The organism is Rahnella sp. WP5 (genome assembly GCF_000745615.1).
Taxonomy (GTDB): Bacteria; Pseudomonadota; Gammaproteobacteria; order Enterobacterales; family Enterobacteriaceae; genus Rahnella; species Rahnella aceris.
The window spans coordinates 438595-462597 of record NZ_JQJR01000005.1; the positions used below are offsets into that span (position 1 = coordinate 438595).

Below are 24003 nucleotides of genomic sequence, written 5' to 3' on the forward strand. Positions count from 1 at the left end.
TCCCCACGGAACGGTCCCTGTTAATCCCTTCGCGCGATGTGCTTAAATCGGCTTCTCGCAAAACCCCGGCAGTCCCACCCTTTCATTCATGACTTCACCTGCGAATGTCATACATCGCCGGTTCCCGTACCGGTATTGCTGTTTGGAAGGGTAACCTGACACACAAAAGAGGTTGTTATGTTTGGTCTTGATGCGCTAGAACTGGCCCGGATCCAGTTTGCCTTCACCGTCTCTTTTCACATCATTTTTCCCGCTATTACTATCGGGCTTGCCAGTTTTCTGGCTGTTCTGGAAGGCATGTGGCTGAAAACAAAGAAAGAGGCATATCGCGACCTGTATCATTTCTGGTCGAAAATCTTTGCCGTTAACTTCGGTATGGGCGTGGTCTCCGGTCTGGTGATGGCTTACCAGTTCGGCACCAACTGGAGTATGTTCTCGTCATTCGCGGGCAGCATTACCGGTCCGCTGCTGACGTACGAAGTGTTAACTGCATTTTTCCTTGAAGCTGGCTTCCTCGGCGTGATGCTGTTCGGCTGGAACCGCGTCGGACCGGGCCTGCACTTCTTCTCTACCTGCATGGTGGCGCTCGGCACACTGATGTCGACGTTCTGGATCCTCGCTTCCAACAGCTGGATGCAAACCCCGCAGGGCTACGAGATTGTTAACAACCTGGTGGTGCCGGTCAGCTGGATGAAGGTTATCTTCAACCCGTCCTTCCCGTTCCGCTTAATGCACATGACCACCGCCGCGTTCCTGGCTTCTGCCTTCTTCGTTGGCTCTGCTGCGGCATGGCATTTGCTGCGCGGTCGCGATACGCCAGCCATCCGTACCATGTTGTCGATGGCCATGTGGATGGCGCTGATCGTCTCGCCAATTCAGGCATTCCTGGGCGATGCGCACGGCCTGAACACCCTGAAATATCAGCCCGCTAAAATCGCGGCCATCGAAGGCCACTGGGAAAATAAAGACAACAAACCCTCCCCGCTGGTGCTGATTGGCTATCCCGATATGAACCGTGAAGAAACCCGTTACGCGATTGAAATCCCGTATCTGGGCAGCCTGATCCTGACGCACAGCCTGACGCATCAGATCCCGGCACTGAAATCCTTCCCGAAAGAAGACCGCCCGAACTCTTCCGTCATCTTCTATACCTTCCGCATCATGGCCGGTCTGGGCATGCTGATGATTTTGCTGGGGGTACTGAGCCTTATCCTGCGCCGTGGCGGCAAAATGTATACCTCTAAAGCGTTCCTGCGCTTTGCTTTCCTGATGGGGCCTTCCGGTCTGCTGGCATTGCTGGCGGGTTGGATCACCACGGAAATGGGGCGTCAGCCGTGGGTAGTTCATGGCCTGCTGCGTACCAAAGATGCGGTATCTAACCATAACGTCATCCAGATGAGCGTCAGCCTGATCCTGTTCATCGTCATTTACTGTTCGGTGTTTGGTGTCGGTTACGGCTACATGATGCGTCTGATCCGCAAGGGTCCGCAGGCGCACGAAGGTGAAAGTGTTGATCACGGTGGTCCGGGCCAGCACCGCACGCCAGCGCGTCCGCTGTCTGCGATTTCAGAATCACTGACTGACGAAAATAAGGGAGCTTGATAATGGGTATCGACTTACCGCTGATCTGGTTTTTGATCATCATCTTCGGCGTGATGATGTATGTGGTGATGGACGGATTCGACCTGGGTATCGGCCTGCTATTCCCGCTGGTGAAAAAAGAACACGACCGTGATGTGATGATGAACACCGTTGCGCCGGTCTGGGACGGCAACGAAACCTGGCTGGTGCTCGGCGGCGCGGCATTGTATGGCGCATTCCCGCTGGCGTACTCGGTGATTCTGGATGCACTGACTATCCCGCTGACCCTGATGCTGTTCGGTCTGATTTTCCGTGGCGTAGCCTTTGAATTTCGTTTCAAAGCCAGTCCGGCCAAACGTCACGTGTGGGACAAATCTTTCATCTGGGGTTCGGTGATCGCCACCTTCTGTCAGGGCGTGGTGCTGGGCGCGGTGATCAACGGAATTCCGGTGGTGAACCGGACTTATGCCGGTGGCGCACTGGACTGGCTGACGCCGTTCACGCTGTTCTGTGGTTTTGCGCTGGTGGTGGCTTATGCCCTGCTCGGCTGCACCTGGCTGATTATGAAAACCGAAGGCGAATTGCAGGAAGCGATGCACAAAATCGCTAAACCCCTGTTGCTGGTATTCCTGCTGGTGACGCTTGCAGTCAGCCTGTGGACGCCACTGACCCACAGCGATATCGCCACCCGCTGGTTCTCGCGCCCTAATCTTTACTGGTTCCTGCCGGTACCGGTGCTGGTGGTGCTGGTCTCCGCGTGGATGTATCGCGCCATCAGCAAAAATGCGCATCACGCGCCGTTCCTGCTGACGCTGGCGCTGGTGTTCCTCGGCTATACCGGTCTGGGGATCAGCATCTGGCCGAACATCATTCCGCCGTCCATTTCTATCTGGGAAGCGGCTTCACCGCCGCAAAGTCAGGGCTTTATTCTGGTCGGCGCCCTGTTCATCATCCCGATCATTCTGGTGTACACCTTCTGGAGCTACTACGTGTTCCGTGGGAAAGTCACACCGGATCAGGGTTATCACTGAGGAATCGCGTTATGAATCTCATCAGAAAAATGGATGACAGCAACATCACTAAAGCCCCGTTCTTAAAACGTGTCGGCTGGATGGCCGTCATCTGGGGCGGCAGCGTGCTGGCGTTATTTGTTGTGGCATCGGTGTTTCATCTGCTGATGTTTGCGGCGGGAATGAGAAGTCATTAAGTGAAAAAGGCCGCCGTCATGGCGGCCGTCTGTTTTTTATTTCTCCAGCACCCGCCCGATAAAATCGAGAATATCGTCCATCGCTTCCTGACGTGCGGCGGCGGAAGGCATGACGATCAGCTGATCGGAATAGCCATTCATGATGGCGGACAACTGACGGGTAACGCGTCCGGCATCGGTCGGGCGGAATACGCCGCTGTCGATCCCCGCACGGATAATGTCGGCCAGCAGCGCCAGCCACTTATGCACCATCAGCCGCGCCAGTTCGGCGTAAGCCTCATTATGCGCCGCCAGTTGCCACAGCGAACCATACAACTGCCAGATATCGCCCTGCGTATCGGGCAGATAATTGCACACCAGCGTGTGCAATTTTGCTTTGGGTTCCAGCGGAGCGATTTCAGCGGCAAACTCTTTCAGCTCCGCCATCATCACTACCGACAGCGCCTCGATGCACAGCGTTTGCCAGTCAGGAAAATAATGATAAATGTGGCTGCGGGAAATCCCGACGTACTCCGTCAGTTCGCGCGTCGTGACTTTTTCAATCCCCTTTTCGATAAAGAGACTGATGGCTCCGTCAAGAATTTTAGCCCTTAACGCTTCCCGGTTTTCTTTCATAATTTATCCTGTACTGGCATTGAGCAGTTGCTCAGAACGGCATTTTATCAGGAAGCCTGGCGTGTGCCCACGGACTTACGCAGCACGATTTTCAGCACCACGACGCTGGTAATCACCAGCACAGCCGCAGAAATCAACACCGCCAGAAACGCCTGATCAAACGCTGTTCGCGCCAGACTGGTCAGTAACGAAGCATGCTCAGGACTGAGATGCCCGGCGAGCGTCAAGGCTTCATCAAGACTGTCATACGCCGTTTCACCACTGACCAGTCCTTGCGGAAGTGTCAGGCTGCGGCTGTAAACCGCCGTCATCAGGCCGCCAAGCAAGGTCACGCCGAGTACGCCGCCCATTTCCCACGACACATCCTCTATCGCGGCCACCATTCCGGCCTTGTCTTCCGGGGCGTTGAGCATGATCGACGTCGAGGCTGCGGTCACTGCGCCACCAAGGCCAAAACCTAAAATAAACAGACTGATCAGCTGTATCACCGCGCTGCCATCGTAGACCAGGGCGTGAGTGACGATGCCGAGTGCAGATATCGCGAAGCCGCCGAGCATCATTTTGCGCACACCGACACGCGGGATCAGCATACCCGCCAGCGGCGAGGCCAGCGCAGACGCCACCGGGATCGGCAGGATAAACATCGCTGCCATAAACGGCGTCAGTCCGAGCACCAGTTGCAACCGCTGACTCAGTACCAGTTCGATGCCGATCAGTGCAATCATTGAGGTGATCGCCACGCCCACGCCACAGGCAAACGCACGGTTGCGGAACAGTGAAAAGTCGATCATCGGCTGTACCGCGCGTTTTTGTCTTCTGACGAATAAACCGAGGAACAGGACGCCTGCGGCCGCAGAACCCATGATCACCAGCCACGACGAATTAATCTGGCTCAGCTCTTTCAGCGCGTAAATCACGCCCACCAGCCCCGCCATCACCAGCGCAGAACCGGCAAAATCACACGGACGTTGTTTATTACCTTCACCGCGCGGGATCAGTGCCTGTGCAAACGGGAAAACGGCCAGCACAATCGGCACGTTGATCAGGAACACCGAGCCCCACCAGAAATATTCCAGCAGCACGCCGCCAATGACCGGCCCGAGCGCCGCCGCACCTGACGCTACCGCCGACCAGATACCGATCGCCAGCGCACGTTCACGTTCGTTGGTGAAGACATGACGCACAATCGCCAAGGTCGCAGGCATCATCATGGCCGCGCCAATCGCCAGGAAAACACGAGAAGCGATCAGCATTTCAGCGCTGGCAGAAAACGCCGCGCACAGGGAGGCGAGCGCAAATACCGGCAGCCCGCTCATAAAAAGATTTTTGTGTCCGATGCGGTCACTGAGCATTCCCGCGCCCGGTAACAGACCGGCGACCACCAGCGGATAGGCATTCACTATCCATAATTTTTCCGATGCCGTAGCGCCCAGCGCCTGCGTCAGACGCGGTAACGCGGTGTACAACACGGTCATATCAATGATGATCAAAAAGAGTGTACTGGTGACAATCGCAAGTATCAGCCAGCGGTTATTGACGAACATAAAAAGTGCCTCAGATAGATTTTGAGCAAACGCTCAAGGCCAGCAAGGTACTTGAGCAACCGCTCAAAATCAAGCAGCATCTGCCTGGCAGTTGATGAAGCGTTGAAGATGTAACGGGGGAAAACGTCAGATTTACAGGCAATAAAAAAGCCCGCTCGGAAGCGGGCTAAAAAGGGCAAAACAGACTTTTGTCTCAACTTTCTTATTATCTCCCTGGTGCAGGATTTCTTATTCTTTCACCGTCTCCTCGAGTGTGAAGCGCCCTAACGGGTTCTGGTGGAAATCTTTGATATTTTTTCGGGTCACGTTGCGGTACGGGCTGTAATACAGATCAATCCAGTTCACATCGGCTTTCGCCATTTTCTGCAAATCGATGTACATCTGTTCACGCTTCTTCGGATCCATCTCCACCCGTGCGGCGGCCACCAGCGCTTTCACTTTGTCATTGTGATAACGCGTCATGTAATTCATGTTCGAGTCATGGCCCAGCGTAAAGGTGGTTTTCTGATCAGGGTCGAGAATGTCGTTCGTCCAATACATCACCGAAATGTCATAGTCCCCCGCCACTAACATGTCCCAGCTCTGGCTCGGATCCACTTTCTGCAAGTTGGCAGTGATCCCGGCTTTTGCCAGTTGCTGTTGCAGCAATACCGCAATCTGTTCATCCACTTCATCACCGGCATTCACCAGATATTTCAGGGTCAGATTTTTCACTCCGGCGGCGGCCAGCAGTTGTTTGGCTTTTTCCGGGTCGTACGGGCGTTGCAGGTTGTCAGCGTAATGATACAGCGCGCCATCAGGGATGTAGGAGTTGGCGATTTTGCCATAACCAAACGTCACGGTATCAATAATGGCTTTTTTATCGATGGCGAAGTCCAGTGCCTGACGCACTTCCACTTTGCCCAGGTCACCGTGAGAATGGTTGATCAGCAGGTGATCTTCACGGGTTGACGTATCCAGTTCGACGGCGAGTTTCGGGTCTTTTTGCAGCGATGAAATGCGCGAGAACGGGATCGACAGTGCCGCGTCAATTTCTCCGGCCTGCACTTTCAGCATGCGGGTATTGTCGTCCGGCAGCGTCAGCCACTCGACGCCATCGAGTTTCACTTTTGCGGCGTCCCAGTAGTACGGGTTTTTCACCAGTTCGACTTTCTCACCGCGCGTCCACTCTTTCACGCTGAACGCGCCGGAACCCACCGGGTGTTCGGCAAAATCATCCGCGCCCTGTTTGGTCAGCGCCTGTTGCGAAATCACCGAGGCATTCGGCAGCGCCAGTTGAGAAAGGAATGCTGCCGACGGCGTTTTCAGGGTGATCACCAGCGTATGGGCATCGGGGGCTTTCAGCGTATCGATAATGCTGTATGAATCCTTCCACAGCGATCCGGCGTCATCACGGATACGCGTCAGGCTGAACACGGCATCAGAGGCGGTCACCGGTGTGCCATCAGAGAATTTCGCGTCGCGCATTTTCAGCGTATAAGTTTTACCGTCCGGCGAAATCGTCCAGCTTTCAGCCAGGCCCGGCAGCAGTTTGGTGCCGGTGTTGTCAACGCGCACCAGCGGATCGAACACGTTGGAGAACACCCAGTTATCGGCGTTTTGCGCCGACTTGATCGGGTCAAATGTGGTGCTGTCTTCACGACGGCCGATGGTCAGTACCCCCGCAGCCTGCGCCATTTCGCTGACCAGACTCAACGCCAGCAGCACCCCGGCGGCCACAACGTTAAAATGCTTTTGCTTCATGTAACATTCCTTCAGTCATCGGATTGATCCCGTCGCTTTTGTGGTTATCAAGAACACAGGCGAAGGCATGGTCGGCAATATGCCGGGTTTCAGGTGCCGCACCCTGCCTGCACTCAGGCAGCGCAAAGGCACAGCGTGGATGGAAAGCGCAGCCCGCAGGCAACGAAACCGGGCTGGGTGGTTCTCCCTGTAACGGATGCTCCGGCAGCGGCCGGTCGGGGTCGATTTCAGGGATTGCCGCCACCAGCGCGGCGGTATACGGATGGCGCGGCGCGTTAAACACCGTTTGCGTCGGCCCGCTTTCGACAATACGTCCGAGATACATCACCGCCACGCGGTCACACAGGCGGCGCACAATCGCCAGATCATGGGCAATAAATAAGATCGCCAGCCCCATGCTTTCGCGCAGATCCATCAGCAGATTGATTATCTGCGCCTGAATCGACACATCCAGCGCCGCAACACATTCATCAGCGACAATCAGGCGTGGCTCGATAGCCAGCGCCCGGGCAATGCCGGCGCGCTGACATTGTCCACCGCTCAGCGCCTGCGGACGGCGCGTGGCATGTTCCGGGCTGAGGCCGACCAGCGTCAGCAGCGTGCTGACCCGCGCCGGGATCTCCGCTTTCGCCACTTTGTTGTGTACCCGCAACACCTCGCCGATACTTTCGCCAATCGTCTGGCGCGGGTTGAGTGAGGAAAACGGATCCTGAAAAATCATCGCGGTTTGCTGTCGCAGACGGGCAATGTCAGGTTTCATGCCGTCGGTAATCAGTTGCCCGTTAAAACGAACCCGTCCGGCGCTGGCATTTTCCAGCTGCAACATCGCCCGCCCGAGGGTACTTTTTCCGCTGCCCGATTCACCGACCAGCCCCAGCGTTTCGCCTGCGTGAATATGCAGGGACACACCGTTTACCGCCTGAACGTGACGCTTTTTGAGGCCAAAGCCGGAGACCGGAAATGTCACGGAGAGTGCTTCCACTTCCAGCAGCGGGTACGGCTGCGGCGTGAGATCAGACGAATGACTCATTGTGCCTCCCGTGGTTCAGCGGATGATGACAGGCCGTTGCGTGGCCGCCCGCTGACATCGCGGGTTGATTTTCACGGCAGAGCGCGGACGCCTGCGCACAGCGCGGATGAAAACGGCAACCACTGGGAAAATGTGCTGCGACCGGTGGCTGACCGGGCAGCGTGATCAGCCGTCCGCTGCCGCCTTCACTGACCGGCTGACAGTCAATCAGGCCGCGCGTATAAGGATGCTGCGCCTGGGCCAGAACCGGCCGTTTTTCACCGGTTTCACATAAACGCCCGCCGTACATCACCGCAATGCGGTCACAGGTTTGCGCCACCACGCCAAGGTCGTGAGTAATGAGAATAATGGCGATACCCAGCCGGTCGCGCAGATCGCGGAGCAGACGCAAAATCTGCATCTGCACGGTGACATCCAGCGCCGTGGTCGGTTCATCAGCAATCAGCATTTTGGGTTCGCAGGCCAGCGCCACGGCGATCATTGCCCGCTGACGCATGCCGCCGGAAAACTCGTGCGGATAGTTATCTGCCCGTCGCTGCGGATCCGGAATACCGACCTGACGCAGCAGTTCCACCGCCTGACTTTGCGCTTCACGGCGGCTGGCCCCAAAATGCAGACGGCGGCTTTCAGCAATCTGCTGACCGATGGTCATCACCGGATTCAGATGGCTGGCCGGATTCTGGAAAATCATGCCGATCTCCCGCCCGCGAATGGCCGTCATGCGTTTATCGTTCAGCGTCAGTAAATCGGTGCCATTGAGGCGGATTTCCCCGGCGCGAATATGCAGCCCTTCACCGGGCAGCAGGCGCATCATGGCGCGACAGCTCAGGGTTTTGCCGGAGCCACTTTCGCCGACCAGCCCGAGAATATCGCCCGCATTCAATGTCAGCGAGAGTCTGTCCACCAGCGCCACGCCTTGCCGGTCTTCAATGGTTAAGCCGGAAACCTGCATTAACGTCATGGCCGTTCCCCCAATTTGTCACCCAGTCCGTCCGCCAGCAGGCTGAAACTCATCGCCAGCACCACAATCGCCAAACCGGGGAAGGTGGTTATCCACCACGCCGTAGTAATAAAACTCTGGCCTTCGGCGACCATCACGCCCCATTCCGCTACCGGCGGCTGGACGCCCAGGCCGAGATAACTCACCGACGCGCCACTGAGTAACACCAGCACGCAGTCGGACATCGAGAACACCAGCGAACTGGTCAGCGCGTTGGGCAGAAGATGCAAAAGTAAGATACGCGGATGGCTATAGCCCAGGCTGCGCGCGGCCAGAATGAAATCGCGGTGTTTAAGCGTCAGCACCTGCGAGCGCACCAGACGGGCATACGACACCCAGCCCACCACCGCCATCGCGATATAAAAACTGCCCAGTCCCGGTCCGAGAATGGCGATGATCGACAGCATCAGCACCAGAAAAGGAAACGCCAGCACCACGTCTATCACCCGCATGAAAAAGGTATCGACTGCGCCGCCGAGATATCCGGCAAACGCGCCGATCAGCGTGCCGAAGGTAAACGGAAAAATCACACCAATCAGACAGATTTGCAGATCAATCCGTGCCCCCCACATCACGCGGGAAAGAATGTCGCGGCCAAAGTTATCGGTGCCAAACGGATGGGCGAACGTTGGCGGTGACAGTGTCACAGATGCATCCTGCGCAATCGGATCGAACGGCGCGATCCACGGACTGAGCAGCGCAATCAGAACCCAGACACTCAGCATCAGCATGCCGAGCCGTAACGCCTGCTGGCGTGGCAACCCGCGCAGGTGAAAATGCCCCATGCGTTGTGTCGCTATCTTTTCGGTCATGCTCATAGCTTCACCCTCGGATCCAGCGCCACAGTCAGTAAGTCTGCAATCAGGTTCACGATGACTGTCGCCAGGGCGAACACCAGCACCACACCCTGCACCACCATGTAATCGCGGCTGATAATGGCTTTCACCAGCAACTGCCCCATACCGGGAATGGCAAATACGCTCTCAATTACCACCGTGCTGCCAATCAACCAGCCGATATTTACTGCCAGCAGATTGACTGTCGGCACCAGTGAATTGGGCATCACATGTCGCCAGAAAATACGGTTTTCGTTTTGCCCCCGCGCACGGGCGGCGGTGACGTAATCATTCTGTAATTCCATCAGCAGACTGGCGCGCAGGTTACGGGTCAGAACCGCTGACAGCGCCAGCGCAACGGTCAGGCACGGCAGAAACAGGTGATGAATCCGCTCGCCGACATCGCTGCCATAGCCCGACACCGGGAACCAGCCGAGGGACAGGCTGAACAGTAAAATCATCATGATCGCCAGCCAGAACGCCGGTAATCCGAGGCCGATAGTAGAAAGTAAACGGATCACCTGATCCGCCAGTTGCCCGCGATGTCGTGCCGCGCCGGCCGCCAGCGGCACCGTAAACAGCATCGCCAGCAGCACGCTGCCGAGCACCAGATACAGGGTTGGCTCAATACGCGACATGATCAGCGTTAACGTATCCACACGGTAAATCAGTGACTTGCCCATCTCGCCATGAAACAGGTTGCGCAGAAAATAGAGATATTGCTGCCAGACCGGCAGATCCAGTCCGTACTGCACCCGGATTCGGGCGATGGCTTCCGGTGTGCTGCGTACCCCAAGCAGGATCCGCGCCGGATCGCCGGGTATGGCGCGCACCATCACGAAAGTCAGAATACTTATCCCCAGCAACACCGGCAGCAATTGCAGCGGTCGCCAGAGCAAAAATCGGTAACGGTGCATGACAATCCTCTTAATGACAGTTTCTGGTGCAGAGCGAGAGTCTTTTCCCCTGTGGCTTTACGTTATCCGCAGTCAGGCCCCGCCGGTAGTTAGCAAAAATACTAGGTTTGCACCGCCAGCGATGTGGCACCGCGATTGCATAAATTTTCTTTACCAGGTGAGATTGAGCAAAACCGGTGCCCGATCAGCCCATTCAGACTGGCAAACAGTGATGCGGAGATAAATTCATGAAGCTCGCGGTGCAAGAGAGTGCAGTGTCTTTGCGGGAAACGACCGTTGATGGTGCGTTTGATCAGCTTTTCGCTCAGACCTCGCGCCTGGGGTTTGACGCCCTGATTTACGATTACACGCCGGTACCGCGTTCGCTTGAGGGCGAGCTGATCACACCGTCGCTGTTGCGGATGGGTAATGTGCCCGGCGACATGCAGCGGTTATGGCTGGAGAACGGGTATTATCAGGTCGATCCGGTGCAGCATTACGCTCTCGAAAGCTGCGCACCGTTTGTCTGGTCTTATCAGCGCCCGGACAATACCTCGCTGCAAAACCGCCTCAGTGACCTCAACAAACCGGTCACCCATTACATGTGCGATAACAACATGCCGAGCGGCGCGACGGTGCCGTTGCATTTGCCGAATGGTGGATTTGTGACGGTCACCGGCATTCACACCGGTGCGGGACATGAGCTGGATATTCATGATGTATTGGCCGAACTGAGCCTGCTGGCGCTGACCTTTCAGGAGTGCGTGTTTCCGCTGTTCGACAGCAGCATTCTCACCTGTCGCCACGTGCGCTTAAGCAAACGCGAACGCGAATGTCTGACGTGGGCGGCAGAAGGCTTAACCGCCAAAGAAATCGCCCGCAAACTCAACCGGTCGATTGCCACCGTCACGCTCCATCTCAATACCGCCGCCCGCAAGCTGGGGGCCAGTAACCGTGTGCAGGCCGTGGTTCGCGCGATGCATTACCGTTTACTCGACAGTTAATCTGCCCTGTTTTCTATCTTTTTTACTAGCTGTTCAACGCCGCCCCGATGTTTACCCTGTGGTTATTATTCACCGACAGGGGAAACAAAATGTACAACATCACTGAAGGCTATGCGCCGTTTCAGGAATACCAGACCTGGTACCGCATCTGTGGCGATTTACACAACGGCAAAACACCGCTGGTTATTGCTCACGGCGGCCCCGGCTGCACCCATGATTACGTTGATGCCTTCCGCGATATCGCCGGAACCGGCCGCGCGGTGATCCACTACGATCAGATTGGTAATGGCCGCTCGACCCACCTTCCCGACAAACCCGCTGGCTTCTGGCAGCCCTCGTTCTTTCTGGCGGAACTGGATAATTTGCTGCGCCATCTGGGCATTGAAAAAGATTACGCGCTGCTCGGCCAGTCCTGGGGCGGCATGCTCGGTGCCGAGCACGCCGTCATGCAACCGCCTGGCCTGAAAGCGCTGGTCATCGCCAACTCACCGGCCTCGATGGAACTCTGGTTGCAGGCCGCCGCCCGCCTGCGCAGCGAACTGCCGCCGGAGGTTCAGGAAACCTTACTGGCACATGAAGCCGCCGGAACCCTTAACAGCGCAGAATACAAAGCGGCGTCGCAGGTATTCTATGCCCGCCATGTCTGCCGTCTCGATCCGTGGCCGGAGGAGGTAAAACGTACCTTTGCGGCGATGGACGAGGATCCGACGGTGTACCTCGCCATGAACGGCCCGACTGAATTCCATGTCATTGGCAGCATGAAAGACTGGACGGTGATCGACCGCCTGCCCGCCATTAACGTGCCGGTATTGCTGATTTCCGGCCGCTACGATGAAGCCGCTCCCGACGTGGTGCAGCCGTTCGCGGATTTAATCAAAGGCGCTGAATGGGTGATTTTCGAGAATTCGAGCCACATGCCACACGTCGAGGAACGGGAAGCCTGTATGAAATGCGTCGTGGAGTTTCTGGAGAGCAACAGCTCCCGCTGATGACGTATACAGGCTGCTTCTGGCTTATCCCGAAGCAGCCTGAGGGAATATTCTTTATGCCCCGATGACTCACAGCATTAACGGCTGACACCGGGCGATTGCCCGGTAATGCGCTTATAAGCCCGGCTAAACGCGGCCTGTGAGGTATAACCCAGACGAAATGCCACGTTCTCGATAGAAATCTTGCTGTCTGAGAGCCACTGCGTGGCGAGTTGCATGCGCAGTTCCGTCACGTAACGCAACGGCGATACACCAATCATCGATTGAAAACGCGCGGCGAAAACCGAGCGCGAGATGTGCGACTCTGCCGCCAGCTCCGCGACGGTCCAGTTCCTGCCCGGATGCCGGTGCAGCGCCAGAATTGCCCTAGCCAGCCGGGGTTCCCGCAATGCAGCGGCAATGCCTGAGGCATTTTCACATCCACATTCCACCCACCCGCGAACAATCATTGCCGCGGCAACTTCCGCAAGCCGGGCCAGAATGCCTGCAAAGCCGATGCGGCCGGAGCATATTTCACGTTTCATCGAATCCATCACCGGCAACAGTCCGGGATAGCGTTCGCCTTTGGCATCCGCCACCATGGTTTCCGGCATCAGTTTACCCAGACTTTGCATTCCGCCCAGATCAAACGCCATGCAGCCATAAAAAAGAATCGCGCCCGGTATCGTATCCCTGCTCGGGCAGGTATCCACACCACTCACGGCTTCCCCTAATGGCGCGACATCGAAGTCGTCAATGTCCTGAGCGGTATGGCCGGGTTCAGAAAGAAGCTGATGTGCCATTCCATGCGGCATAAAAACGACATCACCGGCAGACAATGGATGGAGCGCGCCATCCCCGGTTTTAAGAACAGCGGAACCGACGGCAAGATAGTGAAAATACGCATGTCCGGGCCTCGGTTTGAACGCCATGCCAAATTCAGAGCCGGTCTGGATGCGGCGATATTGCACACCACGCAGACGCATTCCTGTCAGGAGTTCACTGATCAGGTCAGAAGAAAGGGCAAAGGGATCGTGCTGGGTCATTTCAGGAGTAATAGTCAAAAAACAAGGATTTCGAATCATAGATCATCTCAACCATCCTGCCTAGACTCTGCGCTACGTTAATCTTCAGGAACATTTGAAATGAATCATAAAACAGAGGGCTCAGCGCCCGCGACCCAACAAGATGTGCAACAGGCTCCGCCAGCATGGATGGCAGTCTTCTCCCTCACCATGGGCGTGTTCGGTTTGTTAACAGCAGAATACCTGCCAGCCAGCCTGTTAACGCCCATGGCCTCAGACCTGCAGGTGACAGAAGCATTAGCCGGTCAGGCGGTGACGGTCACCGCGGTGATCGCGCTGTTCGCCGGACTGCTGGTACCGGGCCTGACCCGTAAGCTTGACCGCAGAACCGTTCTGTTAAGTTTTACTGTGCTGATGATCGCCTCAAACCTGCTGGTCGCCCTTTCCTCCAGCCTTGCCGTGTTGCTGGTGATGCGGATCCTGCTTGGCGTCGCGCTGGGCGGATTCTGGAGTATGGCCGCAGCGGTTGCGATGCGGCTGGTTCCGGAGAAACTCGTGCCGCGGGCACTGTCGGTTATCTTCAGTGGTATTGCGGTGGGAACCGTCGTTTCCGTGCCGCTGGGAAGCTTTCTCGGTGAACTCTATGGCTGGCGCAGCGCGTTCATTGCCGCGGCTCTGGTGGGAGGAGTCACTCTTGCTTTTCAGTGGTTCACATTACCGCGCATGGCGCCCCGTCAGGTTACACATATAGCATCAGTCTTAACATTGCTGCGCCGTCCCGGCATTGCCACGGGGATGTCCGGCTGCGTGCTGGCACATACGGGTCAGTATGCCCTGTTTACGTATATTCGCCCTTCTCTGGAAAGCGTGAGTCATGTAGATGTGGGCGGACTGGCCCTGCTATTGCTCGGATTCGGTGTGGCAAATTTTGCGGGCACATTGCTGGCCGGATGGATAATGACCTACAGCCTTCGCCTGACGCTGATTGTAATGCCTTGTTTAGTCGGTATCGCGGCGCTGGGGATGATATTACTGCCCGTTCAGATCACCGGACTCACGCTGCTGGTTTTGCTGTGGGGGCTGGCATTCGGCGGTGTACCTGTCGCCTGGTCAAACTGGGTAACCCGCTCGGTGCCCGATCAGGCTGAGAGCGCAGGAGGCATGGTGGTGGCTGCCGTGCAATCTTCTATCGCGGCCGGTGCGGCACTGGGAGGCGTCATGTTCGGACTGGGGGGGATCTCCGGGGTATTTATCACGGCAGGTATTGTGATGTTAAGTGCTGCGCTGATCATTGCCTTGTGCGTCAGGGTTGGCCTGTCCGGTGACGGCGCAGAAACCCCGTCCCTCCAGCACGAATAGCGTCAGGGAAACAGGCTGATGATCATTCAGTAAATTCCTAAAAACAGCAAAAATTAATTCCACACAAACATTGTTACCATCATATCCGAATACTCAATTTATCATCATGTTAAAACTATTTCCGGTTCATTTCCCTGAACCGGATTGAGCTATAACAGTTTTATTAAAATTGAATATACGTTTTAGGGATAAAATTTACTCCCGGCAGAGTAAAAAATACAAACGAAATATAAAACCTTAAAAATCAATAAATTACACCATGCTAGTGACAATGTTTTTAATTTTTATCATGCGCAGGCGGGAAATAACATAAATTCCGCTGGACGAAAAAAACAACAAATAAGCCATTGAATTTTAATGATAAAAATTAAAACAACCTGAACTGTTATAGTGTATTTTCACCAAACTGTATCTACCCCGCAAAATAATATCAGTGCACAATCCTTTCATCTTAATCACGTATAAATCACAAGTGTACTATGTATGTTAATTTTAATTAACGTGTCCCACTTTCTCCATAGGGGATGTCAGCAATGTTTGGATTAGATGCTTTTCACCTGGCAAGAATACAATTCGCATTCACCGTGTCTTTTCACATCATATTTCCTGCCATTACGATCGGGCTGGCCAGTTTTCTTGCGGTGCTTGAAGGGATGTGGCTGAAAACCGGCAACCGCAGTTACCGGGATCTGTATCATTTCTGGTCCAAAATTTTTGCTGTTAACTTTGGCATGGGGGTCGTGTCAGGTCTGGTGATGGCCTATCAGTTCGGCACCAACTGGAGCGGATTCTCGCAATTTGCCGGTAGCATTACCGGCCCTTTACTGACCTATGAAGTGCTGACCGCATTTTTCCTCGAAGCCGGTTTTCTGGGCGTGATGTTGTTTGGCTGGAACCGGGTGGGGCCTGGCCTGCATTTCTTTGCGACCTGTATGGTGGCGCTGGGCACGCTTATCTCCACCTTTTGGATCCTGGCATCGAACAGCTGGATGCATACTCCGCAGGGCTATGAAATTGTCAATGGCGTCGTGGTGCCGACGGACTGGTTTAAAGTCATTTTTAACCCGTCATTTCCTTATCGTCTGTTACATATGTCCATCGCGGCTTTCCTCGCCAGTGCGTTCTTTGTGGGGGCTTCCGGTGCCTGGCACCTGCTTCGCGGCAACGATACGCCAGCGGTTCGGAAAATGTTTTCCATGGCATTGTGGATGGCGCTGATCGTCGCCCCCATTCAGGCAATGGTCGGTGACGCCCACGGCCTGAATACGCTGGAATATCAGCCCGCCAAAATTGCGGCCATTGAAGGGCACTGGGAAAATCCGCCCGGAGAAGCCACACCGTTAATTCTTTTTGGCATCCCGGATATGGAGCAGGAACGCACGAAATATGCGCTGGAGATCCCTTATCTGGGCAGTCTGATCCTGACACATAGCCTGCAAAAACAGGTGCCCGCGCTGAAGAGTTTCCCGAAAGAAGATCGTCCCTATTCGCCGGTAGTTTTCTGGTCTTTCCGCATCATGGTCGCGCTCGGTCTGCTGATGATCACGGCAGGCGTGCTGGGTGTGTGGCTGCGTTATAAAAAACGGCTTTATCAGTCCCGCCCGTTCCTTTGGTTCACGCTGCTGATGGGACCTTCCGGTCTGATTGCCCTGCTTGCGGGCTGGTTTACCACTGAAATTGGCCGTCAGCCGTGGGTGGTTTATGGCGTTCAGCGCACCCGCGATGCCGTCTCCGCGCACGGTGAAATGCACATGAGCCTCAGCCTGTTAGCCTTCCTGCTGGTGTACTCATCCGTTTTTGGTATTGGCTACGTTTACATGATGCGTCTTATCAAAAAAGGGCCGGTGACCGGTGAAGGTGATGAGGTTTCTCACGGCGGGCCAGGTAAGCCAAACACACCGGCGCGTCCGCTGTCTGCGGCGCAGGAAGGGCTGAGCAATCCTGAGGGAAGTAAAAAATATGATTGATTACACTATTATATGGTTTGGAATTATCGTATTTGCGAACCTGATGTACATCGTAATGGATGGCTTTGATCTGGGTATCGGTATTTTATTCCCGTTCAATAAAGACAAAACCGAACGCGACATGATGGTCAACACCGTTGCACCGGTGTGGGACGGTAATGAAACCTGGCTGGTACTGGGCGGCGCGGCCTTATACGGCGCTTTCCCGCTGGCTTATTCGGTGATCACCGATGCACTCACCATTCCGTTAACCCTGATGCTTTTCGGTCTGATTTTTCGCGGCGTGGCGTTTGAATTTCGCTTCAAGGCGACCGAAAAGCACCGTCCGTTTTGGGACAAATCGTTCATTACCGGTTCCATCGTGGCCACCTTCAGTCAGGGCGTTGCGGTCGGCGCAGTGCTTAATGGCTTTGAGGTGACAGGCAGAACGTTTACCGGCTCCGCACTAAGCTGGCTGGCCCCCTTCCCTATTTTTTGTGGTATCGGGCTGGTGGTCGCCTACGCGCTGCTGGGCTGTACATGGTTAATCATGAAAACGGAAAATGCCCTGCATCAGAAGATGTGCCGTCTGGCTAAACCCCTGGTGATAACGCTGCTGGCGATCACCGGTGTGATCAGCATCTGGACGCCGCTGACCCATGCCGATATTGCGCATCGCTGGTTCAGCATGCCAAATCTGATCGCCTTTCTGCCGGTGCCGGTACTGGTCTTAGCCTGTACCTGGGGAATTTTGCGGGCGATAAAAAATCACGCGCACTATATGCCGTTTCTGCTGACTCTCGCGCTGATTTTCCTTGGATTTTCGGGGCTTGGGATCAGCATCTGGCCGAATATTATTCCGCCGGCCATCTCGATTTGGGATGCGGCATCGTCAGAGGAAAGCCTGGCATTTATGCTGGTTGGCGCGGTGTTCATCATCCCCGTGATCCTGATTTATACCTTCTGGAGCTATTACGTCTTCCGGGGGAAAATCAGGGAAAACGAAGGCTACCATTGATCGCAACAGTATCGGGCGAAATGACCGCATTTCGCCCGGTTATCACCGGAGGTTCCTGATGCAGGATATGACCGTTAATCGTAAGAAGCCCTTCTGGAAACGCGTCGTCTGGCTGATCGTCATTTATTCATTGAGTGTTTTATCACTGGCCGTGGTGGCATTCTTATTCAGAATGATGATGACGGCAGCCGGAATGAAGTCGCATTAAAAATGCGATGTCAGATGCAGCGAACGTTGTCACCCTTGCCCGAAAATCTTAATCACCGCATCCAGATGTTCCTTCATTGCCTTCTTCGCTGCACGACTGTCACGGGCCTCCAGCGCTGTGAGGATCTCGAGGTGCTCAATCTCAGAACGGTGCGGCATGTCCTGCGGCGTGTAGTGTAATTGCAGGCTGCGGAACATGGTGCCATAACGGTGGCCGAGCAGATGGGCGATGATGAAGGCATAAGCCGGATTTCCGCTGGCCTGCGCAATACGGATATGGAACAACCGGTCGCCGGGATGCGTTGCCGAGCCATTGCGGTTATCGCGACAGTTTTGTTCATATGCCTGCCTGATCGCCGCAAGTTCGGCGTCAGTGGCATTTCTTGCCGCCAGTGCGGCGGTTTCCGGCTCTATCAGACGACGGGTTTGCAACAGCGAAAACGGCGGCAGTTCAGCCGTAAAATCCAGCGCAATATTCAGCTCATCATCCACATCCGCCCACTGATTACGCCCTGCCTGCGACATCACCGGCTCCTGCGAAGGCGTGGCCGGAACGGCAGGTTGCTGACGGACAATCACGCCGTTTCCCACCCGCACATCCACCAGCCCGATCACTTCCAGCGCAATCAGCGCCTCACGCACCGACGCGCGGCTGACCTGTAGCTGACTCGCCAGTTCACGCTCGGCCGGAAGACGGCTGCCGGGCGGAAATTCTTTGTTATCAATTAACGTTTTAAGCTGGTCAGCTATCTGCCTGTATATTCTGGGATTTTCTAATTTTTTTATCGGCATCGGACACCTGAGGTCAATTCTCATTAAGTGATTCAGCTAGCATTTTCCGGACAAAAATCTTGCTGATTTGTTTTATGCATGTAAAAAATTGGTTAACCGAAATGGCGTTTTAAGCAGAAGCTTGCCGAACATCTTAACAAAAAGCACTGCGTTTAACGCGTTTTTTTCACCTCCAATGGCCTGACCATTAGGCCTTTAAAGCACCTTTTAGGGAGAATAGTTATGAACCTGGCCGGGAAAAAAGTTCTGATCACCGCCGCCGGACAAGGCATCGGTTTCAACACCGCCACGCTGTTTGCCCGTGAAGGCGCAGAGGTGATTGCCACCGACATCAACATCGACGCATTACACAATATTCCCGGCATCACCCCGCGCCTGCTTGATGTGACCGACCCGCAGGCGATTGTTGCGCTGGCAGAAGAAACCGGCGCGCTCGATGTGCTGTTCAACTGCGCTGGCGTGGTGCACAGCGGCGATATCCTGACCTGCACCGAACGCGAATGGCAGTTTGCGCTCGATCTTAACGTCACCGCGATGTTCCGCATGATCCGCGCTTTTCTGCCCGCCATGCTTGAGCGCAACCACGGTTCAGTGATCAACATGTCTTCCGTCGCCTCCAGCATCAAAGGTGTGCCGAACCGCTTTGCTTACAGCGCTTCAAAAGCGGCCGTGATTGGCCTGACCCGTTCTGTTGCCGCGGATTACGTCACCCGCGGCATTCGCTGTAACGCGATTTGTCCGGGCACGGTGGAATCGCCGTCCCTGCGCCAGCGCATCGCGGCACAGGCAAAGGCCGAAGGCCGCAGCGAAGCCGAGGTGTACGCGGCGTTTGTTTCCCGCCAGCCGATCGGGCGCATCGGTAAAACCGAAGAAATCGCCCAGCTTGCGCTGTATCTGGCTTCCGACGCCAGTTCATACACCACCGGCACGGTTCAAATTATTGACGGCGGCTGGAGCAACTGACACGCCAGCGGCTTTAAACATTTGATTTTCACCGATCTGACTTTCACAGAAGGACACTGACCCATGAAATTATTACGTTACGGCAACGCAGGTTCTGAGCGCCCCGGCCTGCTGGATGACAACGGCACGTTGCGGGATCTCAGCGCACATATTGCCGACATCAGCGGCGAATTTCTGCAACCTGAAACGCTGGATAAACTGCGCCAGCTCGATCCGCACACGCTGCCACTGGTCGGCGGTGAACCACGTCTGGGTGCCTGTGTCGGCAAAGTGGGGAAATTTATCTGTATCGGCCTCAATTACGCCGACCACGCCGCCGAAACTGGCGCGGAGATCCCGAAAGAACCGGTGGTTTTCAGCAAATGGACCAGCGCGATGGTCGGGCCAAATGACGACGTGGAGATCCCGCGTGATTCTGTCAAAACCGACTGGGAAGTGGAACTCGGTGTGGTGATCGGCACTGGCGGGCGCTATATCAGCGAAGCCGATGCGATGTCGCACGTCGCCGGTTACTGCGTGATCAACGATGTCTCTGAGCGCGAATTCCAGATTGAACGCGGCGGCACCTGGGACAAAGGTAAAGGCTGCGACACATTCGGCCCGACCGGTCCGTGGCTGGTGACAGCGGATGAAATCCCTGACCCGCACCAGTTGAATCTGTGGCTGGAAGTTGACGGCAAGCGCTGGCAGAACGGCAATACGCGCACCATGATTTTCCAGATCCCAGAAATCATCAGTTATCTCAGCCGCTTCATGAGCCTGCAACCCGGTGACATCATTTCTACCGGCACACCGCCGGGCGTCGGACTGGGGCAAAAACCGCCGGTGTACCTGAAAGCCGGTCAGGTGATGCGGCTTGGGATTGAAGGTTTGGGTGAGCAGCGCCAGAAGACAGTGCAGGCATAACCCTTTACAGCTAAAGGAATTTTGCGATGACAACGATTACCGCTTTACGTGTTGAAGATGTGCGTTTCCCGACCTCGCTGGCGCTGGACGGTTCGGATGCCATGAACCCGGATCCGGATTATTCCGCTGCGTATGTGATTTTAGACACTGACACTCCGGCGCTGAAAGGCCACGGCCTGACCTTCACCATCGGGCGCGGCAATGAAATCTGCTGTGCGGCGATTAAAGCGCTGGAACATCTGATCGTGGGCCGCGAACTGGCGGGCATTACCGCCGATATGGGCCAGTTCTGGCGCGATTTCACCAGCGACAGCCAGTTGCGCTGGATTGGTCCTGACAAAGGCGCAATCCACCTGGCGACCGGCGCGGTGGTTAACGCGGTGTGGGATTTATGGAGCAAAGCCGCCGGTAAACCGCTGTGGAAACTGGTCGCCGATATGTCGCCGGAAGAGCTGGTGCGCTGCATCGATTTTCGTTACATCACGGACTGCATCACGCCGCAGGAAGCGCTGGCCTTATTGCAGCAACGTGCCGACAACAAACCCCGGCGCACGGAGAAACTGCTGGCGGAAGGCTACCCGTGCTACACCACGTCAGCGGGCTGGCTCGGCTATCCCGACGATAAACTTCGCCGTTTATGTCAGGAAGCGGTCGACGCCGGTTTCGATTATCTGAAACTAAAAGTCGGGCGCGACCTGGAAGACGACATCCGCCGTGTGCGCATCGCCCGCGAAGTGATCGGCCCGGACCGCAAACTGATGATCGACGCCAATCAGGTATGGGAAACCAACGACGCCATCCCCTGGGTGAACGCCCTCGCCTTTGCCAACCCCTGGTTTATCGAAGAACCGACCAGCCCGGACGACATCGAAGGCCACCGCAAAATCCGTCAGGGCGTTGCACCGGTTAAAGTCGCCACCGGCGAAATGTGCCAGAACCGCATCATGTTCAAGCAGTTCATTATGCGCGAAGCCATCGACGTGGTGCAGATTGATGCCTGCCGCATGGGCGGCGTCAACGAAGTGCTGGCGGTGATGCTGATGGCGGCCAAATACAATCTGCCGGTGTGTCCGCACGCGGGCGGCGTCGGCCTGTGCGAATACGTGCAGCATCTGTCGATGATTGATTATCTGTGCATCGCAGGTACGCACGAAGGTCGCGTCATCGAATACGTTGACCATCTTCACGAGCATTTTGTGCATCCGTGCGACGTCCGGGGCGCGGCCTATATGCCGCCGCAGGCACCGGGATTCTCCATTGAGATGCATCAGGCGTCGATCGAAAGATACCGCCATCACGCCTGACCTTAATGATCGAAAAGCAGCAAGGAGAACGCCGATGATGCGAATCGACAGCCACCAGCATTTCTGGCGCTACATCCCGCAGGATTACCGCTGGATAGGCGATGACATGGCGGTGCTGAAACAGGATTTATTGCCGGAGATATTGCGGCCTGCGTTACAACGTCACGATATTCAGGGCACGGTTCTGGTTCAGGCCTGTTCCTCTGTGCAGGAAACCCGCTGGCTGCTGGAGATCGCAGAGCACACCGACTTTGTGCATGCCGTGACCGGCTGGGTGGATCTGTCGTCACCCGCGCTGCAACGGGATCTGGAGGCTATTTCGCACCCGCTGCTGCGCGGCTTTCGTCATCAGGTTCAGGACGAGTCTTCACCTGCGCAGTGGCTGGAAGATCCGGCGATCAATGCCGGTATTCGCCAGATTCAGCGGCAGGACTATGTCTATGAAATTCTGGTGACGCATCGCCATCTGACTGACGCCATAAAATTTGCCGAACGTCATGATGACTATTTTCTGGTGCTCGATCACTTCGGCAAGCCGGATCTCAGCCGGGGTGCAGCGTACTGGAAGCAGCAGATTGCACCGCTGGCGGCGCTAAAACACGTCAGTTGCAAGCTCTCCGGGTTGCTGACCGAGCCGCGTCCGGCAGGCATGTCAGCCCGCGATCTGTTGCCGTATTTTGAGGCCGCACTGGACGTTTTCGGTGCCGGACGCCTGATGTTTGGTTCCGACTGGCCGGTATGTTTACTGGCAGACGGGGATGAAAATCCGTGGGATTTATGTGAACAGGCCACGGCCGCACTCAGTTCTGACGAGCAGGCAGCCATTTATGGCGGCAATGCCTGCACGATTTACCGATTACAGCCTTTACCGATTACAGGAAATGACTGATGAATCTGCATCTGCAAAATAAAGTGGTGATGGTCACCGGCGGCGGTTCCGGTATCGGCGCGGCGATTTCGCTGACGCTGGCGGAAGAAGGCGCGGTTCCGGTGATCATCAGCAATACCGAACCGGCCAATGAACTGATGCATAAACTGCAACAGCTTTCGCCACAGGCCAGTTTTGTACTGACTGAACTGCGCGACGAAGCCAGTTGCAAGGCGGCGGTGAATGAGGTGCATACCCGCTACGGCAGTATCGACGGGCTGGTGAATAACGCCGGTGCCAACGACAGCGTCGGGCTGGATGCCGGTCGCGAAGCCTTTGTGCAGTCGCTCGAGCAGAATCTGATCCACTATTACCTGATGGCGCACCTGAGCCTGAACGCCCTGCGCGCCAGCCGGGGAGCTATCGTCAATATCAGCTCGAAAACCGCACTCACCGGACAAGGCAACACCAGCGGTTACGCTTCGGCCAAAGGCGGCATTCTGGCGCTGACCCGCGAATGGGCAGCGGCGCTGCTCGGCGACGGTATCCGCGTGAACGCGGTGATCCCGGCGGAAGTCATGACGCCGCTGTACGAACGCTGGATCAAAAGCTTCGACCATCCCGAAGAAAAGCTGCAACAAATCACTTCGCATATTCCGCTGGGACAGCGTATGACCACGCCGCAGGAAATCGCCAACACCGTGGTGTTCCTGCTGTCTTCCCGCGCCTCGCACACCACCGGCCAGTGGCTGACCGTGGACGGCGGTTATATGCATCTCGACCGGGCCTTAACATGAAACGCCGCTATTGTCAGGCGCTGGATCTGGCGGACGATCCGGTGCTTATCGAAGAATATCAGCGTTATCACCGCGAAATCTGGCCGGAAATTACCGCGCACCTGCGCCGCTATGGCATCGCAGACATGGAAATTTACCGGCTGGGCAACCGCCTGATGATGGTGATGGAAACCACGGAAGATTTTGACAGCGGACTGTTCGAACGCCGCAGTCTGGAGGATCCGAAAGTCTGCGAATGGGAAGCCCTGATGTGGAAGTATCAGCGCCCAACGCCGTGGACGCCCGCCGGTGAAAAGTGGGTGGAAATGGAGAGGATTTTTTCGCTGGCTGATCAGAAATAGCTATACATCTCCCTGCTATGAGGGAGAAACCGTTTTTCACGTTATCTGACATA

Annotated in this window: 24 protein-coding genes; 15 read left to right on the top strand and 9 right to left on the bottom strand. The window is 55.7% G+C overall.

Annotation, left to right across the window (positions count from 1 at the left end; genetic code table 11):
• Positions 1–177 precede the first annotated feature (177 nt).
• Genes EX31_RS02005 through EX31_RS25105 form a run of 3 tightly spaced genes read left to right on the top strand, consistent with a single transcriptional unit; the run spans position 178 to position 2788 of the window.
• Positions 178–1602, top strand: coding sequence for a cytochrome ubiquinol oxidase subunit I (locus tag EX31_RS02005; protein ID WP_037033089.1), 1425 nt, complete (start codon positions 178–180; stop codon positions 1600–1602).
• 2 nt (positions 1603–1604) lie between these two features.
• Positions 1605–2612, top strand: a complete 1008-nt coding sequence (cydB, locus tag EX31_RS02010) for a cytochrome d ubiquinol oxidase subunit II (RefSeq protein ID WP_013577856.1) — start codon at positions 1605–1607, stop codon at positions 2610–2612.
• A gap of 11 nt (positions 2613–2623) precedes the next feature.
• Positions 2624–2788, top strand: coding sequence for a DUF2474 domain-containing protein (locus EX31_RS25105; RefSeq protein ID WP_013577857.1), 165 nt, complete (start codon positions 2624–2626; stop codon positions 2786–2788).
• A gap of 36 nt (positions 2789–2824) precedes the next feature.
• On the opposite strand, the gene EX31_RS02015 is transcribed toward EX31_RS25105, so the two are convergent.
• The 7 genes from EX31_RS02015 to EX31_RS02045 form a co-directional block, all read right to left on the bottom strand.
• Positions 2825–3403: a TetR/AcrR family transcriptional regulator gene (locus EX31_RS02015; RefSeq protein WP_037033091.1), complete on the bottom strand. Its 579-nt coding sequence runs from the start codon at positions 3401–3403 to the stop codon at positions 2825–2827.
• Between the two features lie 47 nt (positions 3404–3450).
• Complete coding sequence (locus tag EX31_RS02020) at positions 3451–4947, bottom strand: MFS transporter (protein WP_037033092.1); 1497 nt, start codon at positions 4945–4947, stop codon at positions 3451–3453.
• A gap of 228 nt (positions 4948–5175) precedes the next feature.
• Positions 5176–6690 (bottom strand): ABC transporter substrate-binding protein, encoded by a 1515-nt coding sequence (locus tag EX31_RS02025; RefSeq protein ID WP_013577860.1) that lies wholly within the window; start codon positions 6688–6690, stop codon positions 5176–5178.
• Positions 6671–7720: an ABC transporter ATP-binding protein gene (locus tag EX31_RS02030; protein WP_037033094.1), complete on the bottom strand. Its 1050-nt coding sequence runs from the start codon at positions 7718–7720 to the stop codon at positions 6671–6673. Before EX31_RS02030 ends, EX31_RS02025 begins: the two co-directional genes overlap by 20 nt.
• A complete protein-coding gene (locus EX31_RS02035; RefSeq protein WP_013577862.1) occupies positions 7704–8681 on the bottom strand; it encodes an ABC transporter ATP-binding protein in 978 nt (325 codons plus the stop codon). The genes EX31_RS02030 and EX31_RS02035 overlap by 17 nt, the downstream gene beginning before the upstream one ends.
• Positions 8678–9538, bottom strand: coding sequence for an ABC transporter permease (locus tag EX31_RS02040; RefSeq protein ID WP_156106956.1), 861 nt, complete (start codon positions 9536–9538; stop codon positions 8678–8680). Before EX31_RS02040 ends, EX31_RS02035 begins: the two co-directional genes overlap by 4 nt.
• Positions 9535–10473: an ABC transporter permease gene (locus tag EX31_RS02045; protein WP_037033096.1), complete on the bottom strand. Its 939-nt coding sequence runs from the start codon at positions 10471–10473 to the stop codon at positions 9535–9537. The genes EX31_RS02040 and EX31_RS02045 overlap by 4 nt, the downstream gene beginning before the upstream one ends.
• A 227-nt stretch (positions 10474–10700) precedes the next feature.
• Here EX31_RS02045 and EX31_RS02050 point away from each other — a divergent pair, with 227 nt between their 5' ends.
• The gene (locus EX31_RS02050; protein WP_037033099.1) at positions 10701–11456 is read left to right on the top strand and encodes a LuxR family transcriptional regulator; all 756 of its coding nucleotides are present in this window, start codon (positions 10701–10703) and stop codon (positions 11454–11456) included.
• 89 nt (positions 11457–11545) lie between these two features.
• Positions 11546–12445, top strand: coding sequence for a proline iminopeptidase-family hydrolase (locus tag EX31_RS02055; protein WP_037033101.1), 900 nt, complete (start codon positions 11546–11548; stop codon positions 12443–12445).
• 77 nt (positions 12446–12522) lie between these two features.
• Here EX31_RS02055 and EX31_RS02060 read toward each other — a convergent pair whose 3' ends face one another.
• A complete protein-coding gene (locus tag EX31_RS02060) occupies positions 12523–13509 on the bottom strand; it encodes an AraC family transcriptional regulator (RefSeq protein ID WP_037033102.1) in 987 nt (328 codons plus the stop codon).
• 60 nt (positions 13510–13569) lie between these two features.
• Between EX31_RS02060 and EX31_RS02065 the strand changes: the two genes are divergently transcribed.
• The 4 genes from EX31_RS02065 (at position 13570) to EX31_RS25110 (ending at position 17980) form a co-directional block, all read left to right on the top strand.
• The gene (locus EX31_RS02065) at positions 13570–14808 is read left to right on the top strand and encodes an MFS transporter (RefSeq protein WP_037033104.1); all 1239 of its coding nucleotides are present in this window, start codon (positions 13570–13572) and stop codon (positions 14806–14808) included.
• Between the two features lie 533 nt (positions 14809–15341).
• A complete protein-coding gene (locus tag EX31_RS02070; protein WP_037033106.1) occupies positions 15342–16775 on the top strand; it encodes a cytochrome ubiquinol oxidase subunit I in 1434 nt (477 codons plus the stop codon).
• Complete coding sequence (gene cydB / locus EX31_RS02075; protein ID WP_037033108.1) at positions 16768–17772, top strand: cytochrome d ubiquinol oxidase subunit II; 1005 nt, start codon at positions 16768–16770, stop codon at positions 17770–17772. Before EX31_RS02070 ends, cydB (EX31_RS02075) begins: the two co-directional genes overlap by 8 nt.
• A gap of 58 nt (positions 17773–17830) precedes the next feature.
• A complete protein-coding gene (locus tag EX31_RS25110; protein WP_072012255.1) occupies positions 17831–17980 on the top strand; it encodes a DUF2474 domain-containing protein in 150 nt (49 codons plus the stop codon).
• Between the two features lie 29 nt (positions 17981–18009).
• On the opposite strand, the gene EX31_RS02080 is transcribed toward EX31_RS25110, so the two are convergent.
• Positions 18010–18771, bottom strand: coding sequence for a FadR/GntR family transcriptional regulator (locus EX31_RS02080; RefSeq protein ID WP_037033110.1), 762 nt, complete (start codon positions 18769–18771; stop codon positions 18010–18012).
• Positions 18772–18993: 222 nt separating this feature from the next.
• Here EX31_RS02080 and EX31_RS02085 point away from each other — a divergent pair, with 222 nt between their 5' ends.
• From EX31_RS02085 to EX31_RS02110, 6 genes are all read left to right on the top strand, one after another.
• Entirely contained in the window at positions 18994–19734 is a 741-nt protein-coding gene (locus EX31_RS02085; RefSeq protein ID WP_037033112.1) for an SDR family oxidoreductase, read from the top strand.
• A gap of 63 nt (positions 19735–19797) precedes the next feature.
• Positions 19798–20640, top strand: a complete 843-nt coding sequence (locus EX31_RS02090) for a fumarylacetoacetate hydrolase family protein (protein ID WP_013577874.1) — start codon at positions 19798–19800, stop codon at positions 20638–20640.
• 26 nt (positions 20641–20666) lie between these two features.
• Positions 20667–21944: an L-fuconate dehydratase gene (locus EX31_RS02095; RefSeq protein WP_037033113.1), complete on the top strand. Its 1278-nt coding sequence runs from the start codon at positions 20667–20669 to the stop codon at positions 21942–21944.
• A 34-nt stretch (positions 21945–21978) separates the two neighbouring features.
• A complete protein-coding gene (locus EX31_RS02100) occupies positions 21979–22833 on the top strand; it encodes an amidohydrolase family protein (protein ID WP_037033114.1) in 855 nt (284 codons plus the stop codon).
• On the top strand, positions 22833–23609 hold the full coding sequence (locus EX31_RS02105; protein WP_037033115.1) for an L-fucose dehydrogenase: 777 nt from the start codon (positions 22833–22835) through the stop codon (positions 23607–23609). The genes EX31_RS02100 and EX31_RS02105 overlap by 1 nt, the downstream gene beginning before the upstream one ends.
• Positions 23606–23950: an L-rhamnose mutarotase gene (locus tag EX31_RS02110; protein WP_037033116.1), complete on the top strand. Its 345-nt coding sequence runs from the start codon at positions 23606–23608 to the stop codon at positions 23948–23950. The genes EX31_RS02105 and EX31_RS02110 overlap by 4 nt, the downstream gene beginning before the upstream one ends.
• Positions 23951–24003 lie beyond the last annotated feature (53 nt).